Origin of the sequence: Bacillus cereus group sp. BfR-BA-01524 (assembly GCF_022662595.1) — a bacterium.
Taxonomy (GTDB): Bacteria; Bacillota; Bacilli; order Bacillales; family Bacillaceae_G; genus Bacillus_A; species Bacillus_A thuringiensis_S.
Genome location: NZ_JAKUDW010000004.1, coordinates 24,752 through 43,655, shown reverse-complemented (window position 1 = coordinate 43,655; position 18,904 = coordinate 24,752). Strand labels below are relative to the sequence as shown.

Below are 18,904 nucleotides of genomic sequence, written 5' to 3'. Positions count from 1 at the left end.
ATAGATGTAAGCAAAGGAACGCTTGATTTTTTAGGGCGTCTTTTTTAATTGTAAGCATGTGAAAGAAATTGTTATATTATGAGTTTCTATTGTGAAGCCATAAAGAATAAGCGTATAATATTATAGGTCTCACATTTGCGAGACAAACCGCGAATGATAAATAAGATTGTTGTTTTATCATCGCTTCTAAACATATAGACAATGAAAGTAACACTGGAATACAGATAGGGAGTTATAAAATGAAATTAATTATTGCCGAGAAACCAGATCAAGGTTTGGCTCTTGTTTCACAATTTAAATATCGCCGGAAAGATGGGTATTTAGAAGTAGAAGCGAATGAGTTATTTCCAAATGGAGCGTACTGTACATGGGCAATTGGTCATTTAGCGCAGTTATGTAATCCAGAGCATTATCACGCAGAGTGGAAAAAATGGTCACTTAATACGTTACCGATGATTCCAGAGCGTTTTCAATTTGAAGTTACAAAGTCAAAGTATAAGCAATTTAACGTTGTGAAACAGCTGTTACATAATCCACAGGTAACAGAAATTATTCACGCAGGCGATGCTGGGCGTGAAGGGGAACTGATCGTACGAAATATTATTAATCTTTGTAACGTGCAAAAGCCGATGAAGCGTCTATGGATTTCGTCTTTAACGAAGCAAGCTATTTATCAGGGGTTTAAAAATTTACTTGATGAATCAGATACAATTAATACGTATTACGAAGCATATACAAGATCTTGCGCTGACTGGGTTGTTGGTATGAATGCATCACGTGTCTTTAGTATTTTGCTAAAGAAAAAAGGAATGAATGATGTATTTTCTGCTGGTCGTGTCCAGACACCAACGTTAGCATTGATTGTAAAGCGAGAGAAAGAAATTGAAAACTTTAAGTCAGAGCCGTTTTGGGAAGTGTTCGCAACCTTTAATATAGAAGGAAAGAAATATGACGGGAAATGGGAAAAGGATAATGAATCCCGCTTAAAAGACCCTGATATGGCGAATAAAATTGCGGCATTTTGCCAAGGGAAACCGGCTGTTGTGAAGGAAATGAAAACGGAGCGTAAAGAGTTTCAGCCGCCGCTTTTATTTAACTTATCAGCACTGCAAGCGACAGCGAATAAAGCCTTTAAATTTTCACCGAAAAAAACGCTTGATATAACGCAAGCACTATATCAAAAAGGGATTGTTTCTTATCCACGTTCAGATTCTAACTATGTTACTCAAGGAGAAGCAGCGACGTTCCCTGATATTTTACAGAAGTTAAGTCAGTTTGATGAATATAAAGGTGTATTACCGGCTCCGGTTGAATCCATTATGAACAATAAGCGTTATGTGAATGAAAAGAAAGTTACAGATCACTACGCGATCATACCGACAGAGCAAGTTACAAATCCAAGCAAACTATCAGGTGATGAAAAGAAAATTTACGATATGATCGTAAGAAGACTAATTGCGGCGCATTATGAAGTAGCGATTTTTGACTATACAACGATTACAACTCTTGTAGACGAACGTGCTGCGTTCATTTCGAAAGGAAAACAGCAAATTCAAGAAGGTTGGCGTAAAGTTATTTTCCAAGATGATAAAGATGACGAAACCATTCTTCCAATTGTTGCTGAAGACGAAGAAGGAAAAGTTGTAAAGGTGAAAGTGAAAGAAGGAAAAACACAGCCGCCGAAGCGTTATACAGAAGGACAACTTATTACGTTAATGAAAACAGCTGGTAAGTATTTAGAGAATGAAGAGCTTGAGAAAGTATTAAAGAAAACAGAAGGTTTAGGTACTGAGGCAACTCGTGCAGGTATTATTACGATGCTGAAAGACCGTAAATATATAGATGTGCAGAAAAACCAAGTGTATGCGACCGATAAAGGAAAAGTATTAATTACAGCAATCGGTGATAAAATACTCGCTTCACCAGAAATGACTGCAAAATGGGAGCAACGCCTTGCGGAAATCGGGGAAGGTACAGCTTCACCAGCTACATTTATGGAACAGACGAAAAAGCTATCAGCTAAAATTATTGAAGACGCAGTTGAAATGTCTGAGAAATGGGATTTCACTGGATTACATGTTGAATCGATTGAACGAAAAGGATCGAAATTTACAACAGGTAAAAAGGTTGGTAACTGTAAAAAATGTGATGGCGATGTAATTGATAAGTCAACGTTTTATGGTTGTTCTAACTATAATACAACGCAATGTGATTTCACCATTTCAAAGAAGATATTAAGTAAAACAATTTCGCAAAAGAATATGACAAAGCTCTTAAAAGGTGAAAAGACTGATTTAATTAAAGGCTTTAAAAAGGGCGAGAAAACGTTTGATGCGAAATTAGAGTGGAAAGATAATAAGATTAATTTTGTATTTGAGAATTAATTTGTTAAAAGAGCATGACATAAAATTGTCATGCTCTTTTGTTTTTCTTTGATATAAAATTTAACGATAAAAAAAATCCTTTAAATAATAATTTTTTATTGTAAAACGATAAATTTTGTATTAAAATCAAAATCATAATAAATGAGTGAGGTGCTTTTGTTAAAAGGTAACAACCTTATTTTTAAAATTAGAGGAGGTATAACTATGAGCATTAACAATTTGATTGTTAAAAATATGGATAACCCCCATGAGTTGGAGAAGATGTATAGAAAAGATCCGAAAGCTTTTAAAAAAGCATTCTCACAAGCATGGGACCAAAACCCTAATTCTCAGGTTCTAGGTGCTTGGTATGAAAGGTTGCATTTCAAGGAGAAAGTAAATAAAGAAAAAACATCTTTGTTTCAAAAAGGTTTCTTATTCATGGGCCTTTTAGCTATTCTGGCCGGCATAAGCACCAGGATCATTTTCCACTTTGTTGAGCAGGAAGCAATTGCTCCAATTAATTTGGCTTTTGGTGTAATTCCCTTTATTGCTGCTTATTTTGTTTACAATAATACTCCGAAAAAAAGTATTATTTATTCCCTTGCAGCGTTGTTCCTAATTTCCGGGATGTATCTTAATACATTGCCAGTAAATTATAAAGACAGTACCATCCTTGCTTATTTACATCTTCCTATATTTTTATGGGTCTTAGTAGGGCTTGCGTTTACAGGAAATGAATATTCAAAAGGCAGTACAAGATTAGCCTATATTAAATTTAATTTAGAATATTGTCTTCTCTATGCCAGCATGGCAGTGAGCGGAATGATACTAGCAGTATTCACCATGCGTTTATTTAGCTTTGTTGACTTAGATATAGGAGAATTCTATTTTAGTAATGTTGTTTTATTTGGAGCAGCGGCTCTCGCTATTGTGGCTGCATACTTAGTATCAATGAATCTTAAGCTTGCTAAAAATATTACACCATACATATCTAAAATTTTTAGTCCTCTCGTCCTGATCACGTTGCTTATCTATCTTATAACGGTAATTTGGGTCGGGAAAAATCCGTTCTTGGATCGCAATTTCCTAATGGCTTTCAACGGAATACTCCTTGGTGTATTGGCTGTTACCATATTTTCTATCGTTGAAAGTGACTCGGACGAGAAAAAGAACATTTCAGATTATATAAATTTTTCCTTAATTGTACTGGCGCTTATTATTGACACTGTCGCATTGTCAGCCATAGTATTTAGACTTTCTTCTTACGGGATTACGCCTAATAGACTTGCTGTTTTAGGAGTAAACGTACTGATTTGGGCAAATCTCATTTGGATTATGTTTTCCTATATGCGTTTCTTGCAAAACAAATCAGGACCGACAGCTATCCAAGATGCCGTTACGAAGTATTTGCCAATATACGGACTTTGGGCAGCTTTCGTTATATTTACGTTTCCTATCATTTTTAATTAGAAAGGATTTGTTAATGTAACGAAAAGTAAATTTTCTATAGCATATAAAATTTTTAGTGCCGATCGATTTATAATTGGTATTATTACGTTTGTAGTTTCGGTAATTTCATTTGTATCGATAAATAAGAAATAAGTGTTGTATGTAATCTTTCCATAATAAAAAACGTCCCAAAATGGGACGTTTTTTATTATGCGTATTGCCGTTTTCTCTTAATAAGCAACAAAACTTGTGACACACAAGCTAGTACCGGTAACTCAATCAACGGTCCAATAACGAGTGCAAGTGCGATAAGAGGCTCGTCTGGAAAAGCTGTTACAGCGATAGCGAGTGCAACAGGTGAGTTTCTTGCTAACGTTGTTAAGCTTAGACTTACTGTATCTTTGTAAGATAAATGCATGATGCGTCCGATAAATTGTCCTAGTAAAAAATTAATGATGAAGAACAATAGAACAGGAACGAGTAATAATAAAACGACATTCATATTTTGCAGCAAATATTTACCTTGTGATGCAAACATCGCTACTATTGCTAAACTTAAAAATACAATTTGAGCAGAGCTGAAAAACGGAATGAGTTTATTCTCGAGAGTTTCAGCTTTTTTCATTTTATTCATAATGAATTTTGTAGCGTGTGCAAGTATAAATGGTAAGACGATTACGATAACAATACTTTCTACTAAAACAGAAACCGCTACAGTTTTCATGACACCAGCAAATAAAAATAAATAAATTGGAAGGAGTAGTACTTGCAAAATTAAATTTACCGGTAAAATTGCAGTAGAAAGTGCTACATTTCCTTTCGCTATTTCAGTAAAGATTAAGTACCAATCTGTGCATGGAGTAACCATTAACATTATAAATCCAACCCAAAGTGCTGGATGATCTGAAAGAAATAGTGCTCCTAATCCCCAAGCGAGTAAAGGTGTCCATAAGAAGTTAATAGTAAGACTTGTTCCAGCAAATTTTAAATTGCGAAATCCGTTTTTTATTTCTTTTAATGGGATGCTGAGGAATAATCCATATAGCATGAAAAATAAGAAGGGGACAATAAACTTGTCTGAATACGTATGTATCATATTAAATTGTCCGAGTACGATGCCGCATGTAACAGCAAAAAGAATAATAAAAGTTTGAATCTTTTCTATAGTGCTCATGAATAAATCCTTTCTATATATGAATTTTCCTCTCTAAGTTTATTATACAAGTAATAAAGATGTATTTGGTGTTCAATTGTATTTTAGTTAATATTTTTAAATTGAGATTTTGTTTTTTATTAAAAGTTACTTGACTAAAGTAAGTGACTATATTACAATCACTTACATAAGGTAATTAAATAACAAAAAGTTTTGGAGGCTTAACTTAAGGTATCTATTGGAACTTTTTCTTAGAATAAGAATTTTTATGATGATGAATAATGAATATGAAAAGAAAGATTAGGTGAAGAAAATGGGACTATTTAGTTCATTATTTGGTAAAAAAGAAGAAAATACGAATGTAGAGGGGAATAAAAAAATGTCAAAAGTATTATTTGTAAAAGCAAACGATCGTCCAACGGAGCAAGCAGTTAGTTCAAAAATGTATGAAACATTTGTAAGTACTTATAAAGAAGCAAATCCAAATACAGAAATTACGGAATTAGATTTATTTGCATTAGATCTTCCTTATTACGGAAATATCGCGATTTCAGGTGGATATAAACGTAGCCAAGGCATGGAGTTAACAGCTGAAGAAGAGAAGGCGGTTGCTACAGTAGATCAATATTTAAATCAGTTTTTAGAAGCTGATAAGGTTGTATTTGCATTCCCATTATGGAACTTTACAGTACCAGCACCATTAATCACATATATTTCATACTTATCTCAAGCTGGAAAAACGTTTAAATATACAGCAAATGGTCCAGAAGGTTTAGTTGGTGGTAAGAAAGTAGTTGTGTTAGGTGCTCGTGGTTCAGATTACTCTTCAGAGCAAATGGCTCCTATGGAAATGGCAGTTAATTACGTAACAACTGTACTTGGATTCTGGGGAATTACAAATCTAGAGACAGTTGTAATTGAAGGACACAATCAATATCCAGATCGTTCACAACAAATTGTTGAAGAAGGTCTAGATAACGTTAAAAAAGTAGCAGCGAAATTTTAATTTATGATAGTAAATGGAAAAACCAACATGGATGACCGTGTTGGTTTTTTAGTCTATTTTTCATGTTAAAAAATGTATATTTATAAAATAAAAGAAAAGTTCGAAAATAGTATTGCAAAATATTATATAGCAAACTATAATGAGTTCAAGAATAGTTGATACTTAAATTAAATATTCAGAAAATTCAATTAGTTAAAATTGGAAAATGAGATAAGGAAATTTGAATGGGGGTTATATTATGGCGAATAAAGTACCGTTTTCGTTCATAGTAGTTATTGGATTAATGTTATTTGCACTATTTTTTGGAGCAGGAAATTTAATTTTCCCAGCGATGCTTGGTCAATCAGCAGGAGAGAATGTATGGATTGCTAACGCTGGATTTTTAGTAACTGGTGTTGGATTACCATTACTAGGTGTACTAGCATTTGGTTTTTCAGGTAAAGATGATTTACAGTCATTAGCAAGTCGTGCTCACCCAGTGTTCGGGATTGTATTTACAACAGTCTTATACTTAGCGATCGGTCCGTTATTTGCAATACCGAGAACAGGAAATGTATCTTATGAAATTGGTCTTAAGCCGTTTATGCCAGAGGGAGTAGGTTCTACACCTTTAATTCTTTTCACAATTATATTCTTTAGCATCACTTGTTTTTTTTCGCTAAATCCCGCGAAAATTGTCGATATTGTTGGAAAAATTTTAACGCCAATTAAGTTGACTTTCATCGGTATTTTAGTAATCGTTGCTTTTATACATCCGATTGGAGATATGCAAGCACCAGTGGAAGCTTATACATCACATGCATTCTTTAAAGGATTCCAAGAAGGATACTTAACGATGGATACGCTTGCATCATTTGTATTCGGGATTATCATCATCAATGCTATTAAAGAAAAAGGTGCGAAAACGAAAACACAAATTATGGTCGTTTGTGCAAAAGCGACAATAATTGCAGCATCTATTTTAGCAATTATCTATACAGCTCTTTCTTATATGGGTGCTTCAAGTGTTGCAAAGCTTGGACATTTAGAGAACGGCGGAGAAGTATTAGCGAAAGTTTCTAACTACTATTTCGGATCATATGGCGGAGTATTATTAGGATTAATGATTACAGTAGCTTGTTTAACAACTAGTGTGGGACTTGTATCAGCATGTTCTTCATTCTTCCATAAGTTATTCCCAAATGTTCCTTACAAAGCAATTGCAATCACACTATGTGTATTTAGTGCAATTGTTGCAAACGTAGGATTAACACAGTTAATCGCAGTTTCTGTTCCAGTATTAACAGCAATTTATCCACTAGCAATCGTATTGATTTTCTTAACATTCTTCCATTCATTATTCAAAGGAAGAGCTGAAGTTTATCAAGTGAGCTTAATCGTAACATTTATCATCAGCTTATTCGATGGATTAAGTGCAGCTGGAGTTAACATTGAAGTAGTAAGCCAAGTGTTCACTAAATTCCTTCCGATGCAGGAAGTAGGATTAGGCTGGATCTTCCCAGCGATTATCGGTGGATTTATCGGATATGGCATTAGCGTTGTAAAAATGAAAAATCAAGTTCAACCAGCAACTAGAGCGGATAAGAAAATAGGTTAAATAAAAAAGTTATAGAACTTGTTTCTATAACTTTTTTTGTTACTATTGATAAGGATAGAAAAAATAAAGTAGTAGGGGAAATAAAATGAAAAAAACAATTGATCATATCGGCATCGCAGTTCGAGATATAGATAGTACGATACGTTTTTATGAAAATGTGTTACTAGGAACTTTAATAGATCGTTACGTAAGTGAAGCTCCTGGTGTGGAAAGCGAAGTAGCCATTCTTGAAGTGGATGGAGATAGAATTGAATTACTTGCGCCGACAAATAACACCACTTCACCAATTGCCCGATTTATAAAACAAAAAGGTAAAGGTGTACATCACGTTGCGTATCGAGTAGATGATTTAGATGTAGCTTTAGAGGAATTGAAAGAACAAGGAATTCGAACGTTAGAGCATACGCTGCGCATTAATAAGCACGGTAGAAGGTTAATTTATCTTAACCCAGCGGATACAGAAGGAACGATTATCGAGTATTGTGATTATCCGGAAGAGAAATAGAAGAAGGGTATTTTTAAAAAGGTGTTACGTAATAACGTAACACCTTTTTATTTATGTATTTCACATTTTCTTCACAAATGATTCACGATAACTTTTCTTCTTTAATAACTTACATAAATATATTTTATGATATAATAACAATCGGCTTTAAAAATGTAAGTTGTATCTATCATAATAGTTACTATTATATTGGAAGTTTAGAGGTGGAAGAGAAATAAAGAGTTATACTTTATAGAAATTTATATTTAATCAGGTTAATATTTCTACGGAGAATCAAACTTTGGAAGTTAAAGTAATGAAAATAGAGCAATGAGGAAGAGAGAAGTGAAATGAGTGTGAAAGTAATGAGAAGATTAGGGATATGGCTATTACTTGTGTGTGTGCTTATCATATTGATACCGCAAAGTGCATTTGCTCATGCGTACGTTGTGAAATCAAACCCTACTGAAAATGAAACATTGAAGAAAGCACCATCTGTTGTAAAAATCGAATTCGATGAGGACATACAAGTTTCAAGTTTTAATACATTGTACGTGAGAGATACATCAGGTAAAAGAGTCGATTTAAAAGATGCTCATATTGATAAAAAAAATAAAAAGCTATTAGAAGCTGGATTAAAAGACAATCTCAAAAATGGTCTTTACTCCATTCAGTGGAAAGCTATTTCAGCTGATGGACATCCAATTCAAGGGGTTATTCCATTCCGTATTGGATTAGCGGAAGCGGGAGCAGACGATGTACAAGTGGAAGAGATGGGGTATGTCCCGCAAATCGATATGATTATGGAACGGGGGATTCTATATACGAGTTTCTCGCTATTTTTAGGAGTTCTCTTCTTTAATCTTATTATGTATAAAGGGAATGCAACCTCGGTTCGATCAAGGAGTAAGAACATAATATGGATCTCCTTATTTGGGATATTTATTAGCTTGTTATTCAACCTACCATTGCAAGCAAAAATAAATGCTGATGTTTCGTGGCTAGAAGCATTCAACCCTTTACTATTAAAAGAAACATTACAGCTTTCTGTTTTTGGTTATATATGGATCACTCAAATGGTTCTCATTAGTACGCTTATAATTGTTACGTATTTTGCGGTGAAGTATGAGAAGTTTTCGTCGTTTAAAGTATGGAGTATTCCAATACTATTATTTATAGGGTTACTTGTTATGAAAGCATTTAATAGTCACGCATATGGTTTAAAGTTTAAAGAGATTGCTGTCGTTATGGATTTTCTACATTTATTCGCAGCTTCATTATGGGTTGGTGGTTTATCATCTATTATTCTTCTTTTACGTAAAGAGGATAACAAGTGGCATATGTATTGGGATATGATTAAGCGTTTTTCACCGTGGGCAACAGGTGCTGTCATCGTGATTTTAATAACAGGCCTTTTTAACAGTACATTTTTTATTCCAACAATCCACTCGTTATTTGATACGAAGTATGGATTGGCTTTATTAACAAAGATACTTTTATTCATTTTCATGGGGATATTGGGAATTATTCATTATGTGAAAGGGAGAATGCGAGCGCAGCAAGGATTAGGAGCTACGGTGAAAGTAGAGTTTGTCATTGGAAGTATCATTTTCGTAATCGTAGCTTTTATGACAAACGTACAAACACCACCGATGCCTCCTACTGGACCTTTTACAGAGAGTAAGCAATTAGATAATGGATATGAACTTACGCTAAATGTAAGTCCGAATAAGGTAGGACAAAATAAATTCCATATTACACTAAAGGATGAAAAGGGACAGCCTATTACTGATATGGAACAAATGATATTGACGACTCAATCATTAGATATGAACATGGGAAAAGGTTCATTTAAAGTTTCGGTAGTTTCACCGGGAGAATATGAAGCAGAAGGTATGTATATTAACATGACAGGAAACTGGAATATACATGTTCATGGATTAACAAAATCTCTTGATAGTTTCGATACAGATTTTAAATTTATTGTCGGTGGCAGATAAAAAGAAGCTATGTATGAAAAGGAGCTAATAGAAAATGAAACGTATAAAAAAATTAGGAACAACAATGATCGCAACAATTATTGCAATGGGAATTTTTTCGTTACCTGTTAGTGCGCACGTCACTGTAAAACCAGCAACTTCTGACATTGGTTCTTGGGAGACTTATACGATAAAAGTACCAGTTGAAAAAAATGTAGCAACGACAAAAGTTACACTGAAAATACCGTCTGGAGTAGAGTTCCAGCAGTATGAACCAGTGCCAGGATGGAAAATTGAGGAGCAAAAAGATACAGCCGGAAAAGTTAAAACTGTAGTATGGGAAGCGACAGGAGAAGGGATTTTAACTGGCCAGTTCCAGCGATTTACTTTCGTCGCTAAAAATCCGGATAAAGAGCAAAAAATAGCTTGGGACGCATATCAACAATATAAAGACGGAGAAATTGTTGAATGGACAGGTGATGAAAAAGCTGAAAAACCGCATTCACTTACTACAATTGCAAAAGGTACGTCATTAACAGGAGAACATGGTGAAGTGTCTAGTGTAGAAAAGAATGAAGGTGCTAGTAATATGCAATTGATAGCAATTATTTTATCTATTTTGGCGATTGTATCGTCGGTAAGTGCGTGTGTTTTTGTAGTACGTCGTAAAAAGTAAGACGTAAGAAAGAGCCTACAAACAGTAGGCTCTTTCTTACGTTTATTTCACTTCAACCCGCTGCCTTACAGCAAATGCTTTCGGTTTTATATTTACAAAACAAATGCTCACAACAATAAATAATAGCCCAATAAATAAGCTCATTGTAATGGCCTCATGTAAGAAAATTGAACTTACAATAATAGCAATTAGTGGAATGAGGAATGTATAAGCCCCAACTTTACTTGCTTCACCAGCTCCAACAAGTGTGAAGTATGCAAGCCACCCCATTGCAATAACAAAGAATGAAATAAAGAGAAGTACGCTAACAAATGGTATACTCCAAGCGATACTAGACCAGCTTTCAAACTCTGAACCAAATCCAATTAAGCAAAGTCCACCAATAATAAGCTGAAGTGTTACCATCCAAATGGCATTAACACGGTGACCAGTCTTCTTAATAAATACTGTGCCAAGTGCCCAGCCAATAGCGCATCCTAACGCGAGAAGGATTCCAATAATAGAAATATGTCCTGTTAAACTGCTAGAGCTAATAACACCTACACCAATAAATCCGAGAACAAGCCCGAAAATTTTCAAGCCGTACATTGATTCTTCAAGCCATATCCAAGAGAAAATACCGAGTAAAACTGGTTGTAGAAATACAATGGCGGAAAATAACCCAGCAGGCATATATTGAAGGCCGACAGTTTGTAACCCGTAAAATATAATGATGTTAAGTAAAGAAGAAATAACGTATAAATGCCACGTTTCTTTTAAATGTAACTCTTTGTATTTCGGTAATGCGAACAGGAGTAAAATGAATCCTCCAATTAAAGTTCGAACGCCTGCAAATAAAACAGGTGGTGTATAATGCAGGGCAAACTTTGATAAAGGCCAATTGATTCCCCACATGAAAACGAGAAAGATAAGGATTATGGCCGTCTTAGTTCGAGAAAGCTGTGTCACTGAAAGACCTCCTTCCTTGTTGTTATTCATTTCACTATGATATGATATCGACTGTAATAAATAAAATGAATCTTTTTTATAAGGAGTATAAGTGATTAGTTATGACCATTACACAACTGCAAGTATTAATAAAAACTGTTGAGTTAGGTAGTTTTACGAAGGCCGCCAGGGTATTAAATATGACGCAGCCAGCTGTTAGTCATGCGATTTCAAGTATTGAGTCAGAGTTAGGCGTTACTATTCTTATACGTGATAAACGAAAAGGGCTCCTCATTACGGATGTAGGAAACAGGATTCTTGTACATATTAGAGAGATTTTGAACGGTGTAGAGAAGATTGAACAAGAAGTTGCGATGGAGAAAGGACACGAAGTTGGGACGATTCGAATTGGTAGTTTTCCGAGTGCCTCTGCACATTTCTTACCCAAAATGATAAACCTTTTTAAGGAGAAGTATCCGAACTTAGAAGTAGTTCTTTGTGAAGGAACGATTAAAGAAGTTGAAGATTGGTTAGTATCGAGGGTTATTGATATAGGAATTGTTATTTTGCCTAATAAAGATATGGAGATTGTTCCATTAACGAAGGGGAAAATGGTTGCTATCTTAAGAGAGGATCATCCTCTCTGTAAGAAGGACTCTATTACCATTAGTGATTTAGAGAATGAACCAATCATATTATGTAAGGGCGGATACGAACCACCTATTATTGACATGTTTAAACAAGCAAACGTACCACTTCGGGCTGAGTATGTAATTTCGACAGTTACTACAGCTTTAAATATGATTCAAGAAGGATTAGGCATTGCAATATTAGCTGAATTATCTTTAACAAATTTACCAAAAAATGTGCAAACGAGAGAATTGGAACCACAAGTATGGAGAGAAATTGCTTTAGCTGTTCCTTCATTAAAGGATTCTTCAATCGCTGTGCAGCTATTTATTGAAGAATTTCAAGCGCTATTTGCAGAATAAAAAGGGGTGTCTCATATATTATAATGGGACACTTTTTAATTTACTTATAAAAAAATCTATGAAAAGGATTGACTTATCTTTTCGTTGTAACTATAATGATTACATTAAGGTGGTGATTACGATGAAAATTAGTAGCCGCTTTTCTATAGCTGTTCATATTTTATCTATTTTAAAAAACAATCCATCTTCACTATGCACTTCAGACTTTATGGCTGAGAGTGTGAATACAAATCCAGTAGTCATTCGTAAAATTATGTCGTATTTGAAACAAGCTGGCTTTGTTTATGTAAATCGTGGACCAGGTGGCGCGGGATTACTAAAAGATTTACATGAAATCACATTGTTAGATGTGTATCATGCAGTGAATGTAGTAGAAGAAGACAAGCTATTTCACATTCACGAGCAACCAAATCCAGATTGTCCAATTGGGGCGAATATTCAAGCGGTGTTAGAAATTATTTTAATTCAAGCGCAATCCGCGATGGAAGAAGTTTTGAGAACTATTACGATGGGGCAATTGTTTGAAACTTTGCAAGAAAAAATGAATGCTTAAATAATATTTATATTTTTTTGCCATTAATGTAACCGATTCAATTACAACGATGAAGGTAAGGTGTAAAAGTTATGACTGTAAAAATGAAAGTATACTCAGATTTTATATGTCCGTTTTGTTTTTTAGCAAAAGGTCCACTAGATGAGGTAGCGAAAGAGAAAGATGTAGAGATTGAATGGATGCCATTTGAATTACGTCCAAGTCCATATTCAAAAATTGATCCATGGAATGAGCCAGAAAAATTAGGTTCATGGGATGCTTTCATTCTTCCGACAGCGAAGAAATTAGGAATTGATATGCGCTTGCCACGTGTTTCACCACATCCATATACGCATTTAGCTTTCGAAGGATGTCAATTTGCGAAAGAACGTGGACTAGGTAATGAGTATCATCACCGCGTATTCACAGCATTTTTCCAAGAAGAGCAAAACATTGAAGATATTGATGTGTTAACAAAATTAGCGGTAGAAGTAGGACTTCCTGAGGCGGAATTTAAAGATGCCTTAGTAACTCGTAAATATAAAGAAAAGCATCAAGAAGCAATTCAGCACGCATATGATGAAGCAAAGATTATGGCTGTTCCAACTGTCATGATTGGAGATGAAGTCATTCAAGGACTTGCTAGTAAAGAAACACTAGAAAGGGTCATTGATAAAGAAATTGAAAAGGATAAAACAAATTCATTTGAAGGTATGCAATGTAATACTGATGGATATTGCTAATTCGCTTGTTATGAAATAACAAAATAAATTATAAAACAAACATTTGGAGGAATTAAAATGTCAGCAACTACAACAAACTTAAAAGAAGCAATCGTGAACCGCCGTTCAATTCGTAAAGTAACAAAAAACGATGCAATTACGAAAGAAAGAATTGAAGAAGTGTTAAAAACAGCTTTACACGCACCAACATCTTTCAATATGCAAAGTGGTCGTATGGTTGTATTAATGGATGGAGAGCATGAAAAGTTTTGGGATATTGTTAAAGAAACACTAAGAGCTCGCGTACCAGCAGAAAACTTTGAAGCGACTGTAGAAAGACTAAAAGGCTTCCATGCAGGTGTAGGAACAGTTCTATTCTTTGAAGATCAAGCAACTGTAGAAAAAATGCAAGAAAATGCACCATTATATAAAGATCAGTTCCCATTCTGGTCTCATCAAGGAAATGCGATGTTACAACACACTGTGTGGATGCTATTATCTGCTGAAGGAATTGGGGCGTCATTACAACATTACAATCCAATCGTAGATGCTGAAGTGAAAGAAACTTGGAACATTCCGGCAGAGTGGAGCTTAGTAGGTCAAATGCCATTTGGTGAACCAAACGAACAACCAGCAGAAAGAACGTTCTTGCCTACTGAAGATGTAGTGAAATTTTATTAAGAAATACAATATGTAACGAGAAGGAAGCTGTGCTTAAAAACAGCTTCCTTTTTTGTAGTGGTGTTAATTTATACGCATTTAGGGAAGAAATATAAGAAATAATCCGGTGAGAAGGGAATTAGAAAAATGAATGATGAGAAAAAATATACAGTGGTAGGTACTGATGTTGAGGAAGTAAAGCGTTTAAATAAAAATTCAGGGTTAACGTATAATCAAGTGAAAGAAATGTTAGCGAAGCAAATGCAAAAAAAGAAGTAATTAGATTGAAATCGTTCGTTTTTTCATTTAGCATTTTGATTGGAGAGAGTTAAGTAAAAGGTAACTCTCTTTTTCGTATTAAAGAAGCACCTTATAGAGTGGAGGAAACAACATGAAGAAATGGGTAAAGGTAACGCTGTCTATCGCTGGAGGCATTGTCTTATTAGCATGTGCCGGCGGATATTACGTGTATAAAAATTATTTTCCAAAGGAACCAGAGCGTATTGTATATGATAAAGAAAGAGTGCTACAACCGATACATAATCAGCTTAAAGGAATCAATATAGAAAATGTAAAGATAAAAGAAAAAGAAGTCGTAAATGCGACTGTAGATGAGCTTCAAAAAATGATTGATGATGGAAAGTTGTCATATGAAGAATTAACGAGTATTTATCTCTTTAGAATACAAGAACATGATCAAAATGGAATAACATTAAATTCTGTTACAGAGATAAATCCTAATGCGATGGAAGAAGCAAGAAAGTTAGATCAAGAGCGAGGTAGAAACAAAAAGTCGAATTTATATGGTATTCCTGTCGTTGTAAAAGATAATGTACAGACGGAAAAAGTGATGCCGACTAGTGCAGGAACTTATGTATTAAAAGATTGGATTGCAGATCAAGACGCAACAATTGTGAAGCAGTTGAAAGAAGAAGGGGCATTTGTTTTAGGAAAAGCGAATATGTCTGAGTGGGCGAACTATTTATCTTTTACAATGCCAAGCGGGTATAGTGGGAAGAAAGGACAAAATTTAAATCCGTACGGTCCGGTCACATTCGATACTTCAGGGTCAAGTTCAGGATCTGCTACAGTAGTTGCGGCAGATTTTGCGCCGCTTGCAATTGGAACAGAAACGACGGGATCGATTGTTGCACCTGCAACGCAGCAATCAGTAGTTGGTTTACGTCCATCTTTAGGTATGGTAAGCAGAACAGGAATTATTCCATTAGCTGAAACTCTTGATACAGCAGGACCTATGGCAAGAACGGTAAAAGATGCAGCAACGTTATTTAATGCAATGATAGGTTATGACGAAAAAGATGTTATGACAGAAAAAATGAAAGATAAAGAAAGAATTGATTATACAAAGGATGTATCAATAGATGGATTAAAAGGGAAAAAGATAGGCCTTCTTTTTTCTGTAGACCAACAAGATGAAAATAGAAAAGCAGTAGCAGAAAAAGTTAGAAAAGACCTTCAAGATGCAGGTGCAATATTGACTGATTATATTCAGTTAAACAATGGGGGGGTAGATAATTTGCAAACATTAGAATATGAGTTCAAGCATAATGTAAACGACTATTTTTCAGAGCAAAAGAATGTACCGGTAAAATCGTTAGAAGAGATTATAGCGTTTAATAAAAAGGATAGTAAAAGACGAATAAAATACGGACAAACATTAATTGAGGGGTCTGAAAAATCTGCTATAACGAAAGAAGAGTTCGAAAACGTAGTGCAAACGAGTCGAGAAAACGCAAGAAAAGAGCTAGATAGGTATTTAGTAGAAAAAGGTTTGGATGCTCTAGTTATGATTAATAACGATGAAGTCCTTCTATCAGCTGTAGCTGGTTATCCGGAATTAGCGGTTCCTGCTGGATATGATAAAAATGGAGAACCAATCGGTGTAGTGTTTGTGGGGAAACAGTTTGGTGAAAAAGAGCTTTTCAATATTGGATATGCGTATGAACAGCAGTCTAAAAATAGAAAATCACCTAGTTTATAAAAAATTATATGAAAAATAACTGTAATCCACCGAAATATGTTGGTGGATCTCAGTTAAACGAATCTAACAATATGAAAAGAAAAAAGGATTCTTCTTAATTAGTAAGAAAGATTGTCTATAGGAGTTCATAAAATGTAATATATTCAATTTCCATCCATTGAAGGGGGAGGTTAATTCTTAATGAATGAAGTAAAGAGTTTTTTTCGAAGTAGAGGGTTTCAACGGTTTCTCGTTTTAATAATAGTAGCGCTTGTATTATATGCATTAAAAAGTATGATCAATTTAATATTAATTACGTTTATACTGACGTTTTTAATGGATCGATTTCAACGTTTTATTTCAAGAAAATTGAAAGTAAACCGGAAAATTGTTATTGCATGTTTGTATATAATACTAGTTTCCTTTATAGGCACAACATTATATAAATATTTACCTGTGCTGACGATACAAATTTCACAATTAATTTATCAATTTAAACTGTTTTTTCAAAATCCACCTGATAATGAAATCGTTAAATATGCACTTTCGACAATTAATGGGATGGAAGTATCAAAATATATAGAACAAGGTGTAGATGTCATATATCAATCAATAGCAAATATAGGGAAGGTAAGTTTACAAATATTATTATCTCTAATTTTAAGCTTATTTTTCTTATTAGAAAAAGAGCGTATTATTACATTTACATCTAAGTTTAAAGACAGTAAGCTAAAGATCTTTTATGAGGAAATTGCATATTTTGGTGAAAGATTTGCAAGATCGTTCGGTAAAGTAATTGAAGCTCAGTTTTTAATTGCCGTTGTAAATTGTATTCTTACTGTCATTGCATTAATCGTTTTAGGATTTCCACAGCTACTCGTATTAGCTGTTATGATTTTCTTACTAGGGTTGATTCCTGTTGCAGGTGTGATTATTTCTTTGTTTCCACTTTGTATCATTGCTTACAACGTAGGCGGGGTTATGTACGTAGTATACATAATCGTGTTCATAACAGTCATCCATGCTCTTGAAAGTTATTTTTTAAATCCGAAGTTTATGTCTGCAAAAACAAATTTACCAATCTTTTATACATTTATGATTCTCATCTTCTCAGAGCATTTCCTCGGAATATGGGGGCTTATTATCGGCATACCAATCTTTATTTTTTTATTAGATGTGTTTGATATAAATAATGAGGATACGACTGGAAAATAAGAAATGATAGAAAATCATTAAAAAGTCATAGGGGATAATGAAAATAAAAAAAGCAATCCAAAATAAATTGGATTGCTTTTTTATCTTAATTAAAGAACTGGAGCCATTGTTTCTTTCAATACTTGAACAGAGTGATCGAATTTTAATTCTTCTTCTTCACTTAGTTCAACTTCTAAAATTTCACGAACACCGCCGCGATTTAAAACAGCAGGTACCCCGATGTAAACATCTTTTTGACCATATTGACCTTCTAAGTAAGCTGATACAGTTAATACACTATTTTCATCGTTTAAAATTGCTTTTGTAACACGTAGAAGTGACATACCGATACCATAATAAGTTGCGCCTTTACGCTCAATAATATGGTAAGCTGCATCACGGACGTTTATGAAAATTTTGTCTAAATCTTCTTGATTATACGTGTTGTCTTTTTCAAGCAGTGTTTGTAGTTTTTGGATACCAACGGAAACATGACTCCAAACTGGAAGTTCAGTATCGCCGTGTTCTCCGATAATATAAGCGTGAATGTTGTGTGGGCCAATATTGAAGTACTCACCTAACATATAGCGGAAACGAGCAGAATCAAGTGTTGTACCAGAACCAATTACACGTTCTTTCGGTAAACCAGATTCTTTCCAAGTTACGTAAGTTAAAATATCTACAGGGTTTGTTGCGATTAAGAAGATGCCATCAAATCCGCTATCCATAATACTGCGAACGATTTGTTTAAAGATTTTAGCGTTTTTCTCAACTAAATCTAAACGTGTTTCGCCTGGCTTTTGTGGTAATCCAGCTGTAATAACTACAAGGTCAGCATCTTTACAATCTTCGTAGCTGCCTTTCCATACTCTAGTTGGAGCTGGTGCGAATGGAACAGCATGACTTAAATCCATTGCTTCCCCTTCAGCTTTTGCCTCATTTACATCGACTAAAACAAATTCTTCAGCTACGGCTTGGTTAATCATGCAGTAAGCATAACTACATCCAACTGCTCCTGTTCCTACTAATACAACACGGTTAATACCTTTTTTCATTTCAAAATTCCTCGCAATTTCATTGATTTTATTATGTAAGATAATACGTCTTACTTCTATAGAGTCATATCTAGTTTATTACATTTTATAAAAGATATTCAAGTATTTGAAAATGTATCCGTGTAATTCCT

At 34.4% G+C, this 18,904-nt stretch carries 17 protein-coding genes; 14 read left to right on the top strand and 3 right to left on the bottom strand.

Translation table 11 applies throughout. The annotated features are described in order from the left end of the window. The first annotated feature begins 239 nt into the window (after nt 1–239). Both topB and MR170_RS02305 read left to right on the top strand, forming a co-directional pair. Nucleotides 240–2,384, top strand: a complete 2,145-nt coding sequence (topB, locus tag MR170_RS02310) for a DNA topoisomerase III (protein ID WP_242307019.1) — start codon at nt 240–242, stop codon at nt 2,382–2,384. 204 nt (nt 2,385–2,588) lie between these two features. Next, nucleotides 2,589–3,836, top strand: a complete 1,248-nt coding sequence (locus MR170_RS02305) for a DUF4153 domain-containing protein (RefSeq protein ID WP_242307017.1) — start codon at nt 2,589–2,591, stop codon at nt 3,834–3,836. A gap of 187 nt (nt 3,837–4,023) precedes the next feature. On the opposite strand, the gene MR170_RS02300 is transcribed toward MR170_RS02305, so the two are convergent. Beyond that, nucleotides 4,024–4,989: an arsenic resistance protein gene (locus MR170_RS02300; RefSeq protein ID WP_029442010.1), complete on the bottom strand. Its 966-nt coding sequence runs from the start codon at nt 4,987–4,989 to the stop codon at nt 4,024–4,026. Nucleotides 4,990–5,281: 292 nt separating this feature from the next. On the opposite strand from MR170_RS02300, the gene MR170_RS02295 reads away from it, so the two are divergent. From MR170_RS02295 to MR170_RS02275, 5 genes are all read left to right on the top strand, one after another. Beyond that, a complete protein-coding gene (locus MR170_RS02295) occupies nt 5,282–5,974 on the top strand; it encodes an FMN-dependent NADH-azoreductase (protein WP_242307011.1) in 693 nt (230 codons plus the stop codon). Nucleotides 5,975–6,212: 238 nt separating this feature from the next. Then, a complete protein-coding gene (gene brnQ / locus MR170_RS02290; RefSeq protein ID WP_029442011.1) occupies nt 6,213–7,571 on the top strand; it encodes a branched-chain amino acid transport system II carrier protein in 1,359 nt (452 codons plus the stop codon). Nucleotides 7,572–7,656: 85 nt separating this feature from the next. Then, nucleotides 7,657–8,076 carry a VOC family protein gene (locus tag MR170_RS02285; protein ID WP_000750850.1) on the top strand — a complete coding sequence of 140 codons (420 nt, stop codon included), beginning with the start codon at nt 7,657–7,659 and terminating at the stop codon, nt 8,074–8,076. A 329-nt stretch (nt 8,077–8,405) separates the two neighbouring features. Continuing rightward, nucleotides 8,406–10,055: a copper resistance CopC/CopD family protein gene (locus MR170_RS02280; protein ID WP_242307009.1), complete on the top strand. Its 1,650-nt coding sequence runs from the start codon at nt 8,406–8,408 to the stop codon at nt 10,053–10,055. A 34-nt stretch (nt 10,056–10,089) separates the two neighbouring features. Next, nucleotides 10,090–10,710 carry a YcnI family copper-binding membrane protein gene (locus tag MR170_RS02275; protein WP_043935011.1) on the top strand — a complete coding sequence of 207 codons (621 nt, stop codon included), beginning with the start codon at nt 10,090–10,092 and terminating at the stop codon, nt 10,708–10,710. 42 nt (nt 10,711–10,752) lie between these two features. Here the strand turns inward: MR170_RS02275 and MR170_RS02270 are convergent, their stop codons facing one another. After that, a complete protein-coding gene (locus tag MR170_RS02270; RefSeq protein WP_242307007.1) occupies nt 10,753–11,658 on the bottom strand; it encodes a DMT family transporter in 906 nt (301 codons plus the stop codon). Nucleotides 11,659–11,759: 101 nt separating this feature from the next. Between MR170_RS02270 and MR170_RS02265 the strand changes: the two genes are divergently transcribed. The 7 genes from MR170_RS02265 to MR170_RS02240 all read left to right on the top strand — a co-directional run bounded on the left by MR170_RS02265 (nt 11,760) and on the right by MR170_RS02240 (nt 17,739). Then, the gene (locus MR170_RS02265; RefSeq protein WP_016082033.1) at nt 11,760–12,629 is read left to right on the top strand and encodes a LysR family transcriptional regulator; all 870 of its coding nucleotides are present in this window, start codon (nt 11,760–11,762) and stop codon (nt 12,627–12,629) included. Between the two features lie 121 nt (nt 12,630–12,750). Further along, nucleotides 12,751–13,182, top strand: coding sequence for an Rrf2 family transcriptional regulator (locus MR170_RS02260; RefSeq protein ID WP_043935013.1), 432 nt, complete (start codon nt 12,751–12,753; stop codon nt 13,180–13,182). Nucleotides 13,183–13,253: 71 nt separating this feature from the next. Then, nucleotides 13,254–13,904 (top strand): DsbA family oxidoreductase, encoded by a 651-nt coding sequence (locus MR170_RS02255; RefSeq protein WP_098867235.1) that lies wholly within the window; start codon nt 13,254–13,256, stop codon nt 13,902–13,904. 57 nt (nt 13,905–13,961) lie between these two features. Beyond that, nucleotides 13,962–14,564 (top strand): nitroreductase family protein, encoded by a 603-nt coding sequence (locus MR170_RS02250; protein ID WP_001277021.1) that lies wholly within the window; start codon nt 13,962–13,964, stop codon nt 14,562–14,564. Nucleotides 14,565–14,690: 126 nt separating this feature from the next. Continuing rightward, complete coding sequence (locus tag MR170_RS32210; RefSeq protein WP_000997344.1) at nt 14,691–14,822, top strand: hypothetical protein; 132 nt, start codon at nt 14,691–14,693, stop codon at nt 14,820–14,822. Nucleotides 14,823–14,934: 112 nt separating this feature from the next. Continuing rightward, nucleotides 14,935–16,545 (top strand): amidase family protein, encoded by a 1,611-nt coding sequence (locus MR170_RS02245; RefSeq protein ID WP_242307006.1) that lies wholly within the window; start codon nt 14,935–14,937, stop codon nt 16,543–16,545. Nucleotides 16,546–16,725: 180 nt separating this feature from the next. Further along, on the top strand, nt 16,726–17,739 hold the full coding sequence (locus MR170_RS02240; protein ID WP_016082029.1) for an AI-2E family transporter: 1,014 nt from the start codon (nt 16,726–16,728) through the stop codon (nt 17,737–17,739). 89 nt (nt 17,740–17,828) lie between these two features. Here the strand turns inward: MR170_RS02240 and MR170_RS02235 are convergent, their stop codons facing one another. Beyond that, complete coding sequence (locus MR170_RS02235) at nt 17,829–18,773, bottom strand: L-lactate dehydrogenase (RefSeq protein ID WP_000715327.1); 945 nt, start codon at nt 18,771–18,773, stop codon at nt 17,829–17,831. Nucleotides 18,774–18,904: the final 131 nt, after the last annotated feature.

Excerpts from the sequence above, each read along its gene's own strand:
- topB (WP_242307019.1), top strand. The coding sequence starts at position 240 with ATGAAATTAATTATTGCCGAGAAACCAGATCAAGGTTTGGCTCTTGTT.
- MR170_RS02305 (WP_242307017.1), top strand. The coding sequence starts at position 2,589 with ATGAGCATTAACAATTTGATTGTTAAAAATATGGATAACCCCCATGAG.
- MR170_RS02300 (WP_029442010.1), bottom strand. The coding sequence starts at position 4,989 with ATGAGCACTATAGAAAAGATTCAAACTTTTATTATTCTTTTTGCTGTT.
- MR170_RS02295 (WP_242307011.1), top strand. The coding sequence starts at position 5,282 with ATGGGACTATTTAGTTCATTATTTGGTAAAAAAGAAGAAAATACGAAT.
- brnQ (WP_029442011.1), top strand. The coding sequence starts at position 6,213 with ATGGCGAATAAAGTACCGTTTTCGTTCATAGTAGTTATTGGATTAATG.
- MR170_RS02285 (WP_000750850.1), top strand. The coding sequence starts at position 7,657 with ATGAAAAAAACAATTGATCATATCGGCATCGCAGTTCGAGATATAGAT.
- MR170_RS02280 (WP_242307009.1), top strand. The coding sequence starts at position 8,406 with ATGAGTGTGAAAGTAATGAGAAGATTAGGGATATGGCTATTACTTGTG.
- MR170_RS02275 (WP_043935011.1), top strand. The coding sequence starts at position 10,090 with ATGAAACGTATAAAAAAATTAGGAACAACAATGATCGCAACAATTATT.
- MR170_RS02265 (WP_016082033.1), top strand. The coding sequence starts at position 11,760 with ATGACCATTACACAACTGCAAGTATTAATAAAAACTGTTGAGTTAGGT.
- MR170_RS02260 (WP_043935013.1), top strand. The coding sequence starts at position 12,751 with ATGAAAATTAGTAGCCGCTTTTCTATAGCTGTTCATATTTTATCTATT.
- MR170_RS02255 (WP_098867235.1), top strand. The coding sequence starts at position 13,254 with ATGACTGTAAAAATGAAAGTATACTCAGATTTTATATGTCCGTTTTGT.
- MR170_RS02250 (WP_001277021.1), top strand. The coding sequence starts at position 13,962 with ATGTCAGCAACTACAACAAACTTAAAAGAAGCAATCGTGAACCGCCGT.
- MR170_RS32210 (WP_000997344.1), top strand. The coding sequence starts at position 14,691 with ATGAATGATGAGAAAAAATATACAGTGGTAGGTACTGATGTTGAGGAA.
- MR170_RS02245 (WP_242307006.1), top strand. The coding sequence starts at position 14,935 with ATGAAGAAATGGGTAAAGGTAACGCTGTCTATCGCTGGAGGCATTGTC.
- MR170_RS02240 (WP_016082029.1), top strand. The coding sequence starts at position 16,726 with ATGAATGAAGTAAAGAGTTTTTTTCGAAGTAGAGGGTTTCAACGGTTT.
- MR170_RS02235 (WP_000715327.1), bottom strand. The coding sequence starts at position 18,773 with ATGAAAAAAGGTATTAACCGTGTTGTATTAGTAGGAACAGGAGCAGTT.